The organism is Winogradskyella sp. ECml5-4 (assembly GCF_036903175.1).
Taxonomy (GTDB): Bacteria; Bacteroidota; Bacteroidia; order Flavobacteriales; family Flavobacteriaceae; genus Winogradskyella; species Winogradskyella damuponensis.
Window position 1 is genome coordinate 1 of record NZ_JAYJLF010000084.1, and the last position, 596, is coordinate 596.

1 protein-coding gene is annotated in these 596 nt (G+C 31.7%); it reads left to right on the top strand.

The genetic code is table 11. The features are described from left to right. Positions 1 to 596, top strand: a 596-nt coding sequence (locus VDP25_RS17750; RefSeq protein ID WP_443089864.1) for a TolB family protein, incomplete at both ends; no start/stop codon positions are given.

The window sequence follows — 596 nt, forward strand, 5'->3', positions numbered from 1 at the left end:
TTACATGATGGTAAATTATACATCACTTCTGGTCGTAATGACAATCGTAAAACTTATGGTTGGAATGACCAACCTTACTTAGATATTTACACTATTGTTAAAAACTCTGATAGTACTTATCAAGAAGCAACTTTAGCTAACAAAAAAATAAATACAAAATTTCACGAAGGTTTAGTATCCTTTACTCCTGATGGAAAAACAATGTATTTCTCTAGAGAAAGTTATTTTGAAAAAGACTTTCAAAAAGATTCTCTAAGCAGTACGCGTTTTAGCCAACTGTATTTATTTAAAGCTACTAAGTTGGGTGACGATTGGGATATGGTTGAAAATTTAGCCATTAATAGTGAAAACTACTCTGTTAAAAACCCTTCTGTTAGCGCAGATGGTAAAACACTTTATTTTTCTTCTAATATGCCTGGTGGTTTTGGAGATTTTGATATCTACAAAGCTGCAATAAATGCTGATGGAACTATAGGTGAACCTGAAAACTTAGGTCAAAAAATAAATACTGAAGGGCAAGAAATGTTTCCTTACATCAGTAGTAATAATACTCTATACTTTTCTTCTAATGGTCATTTAGGTCTTGGTGGATTAGA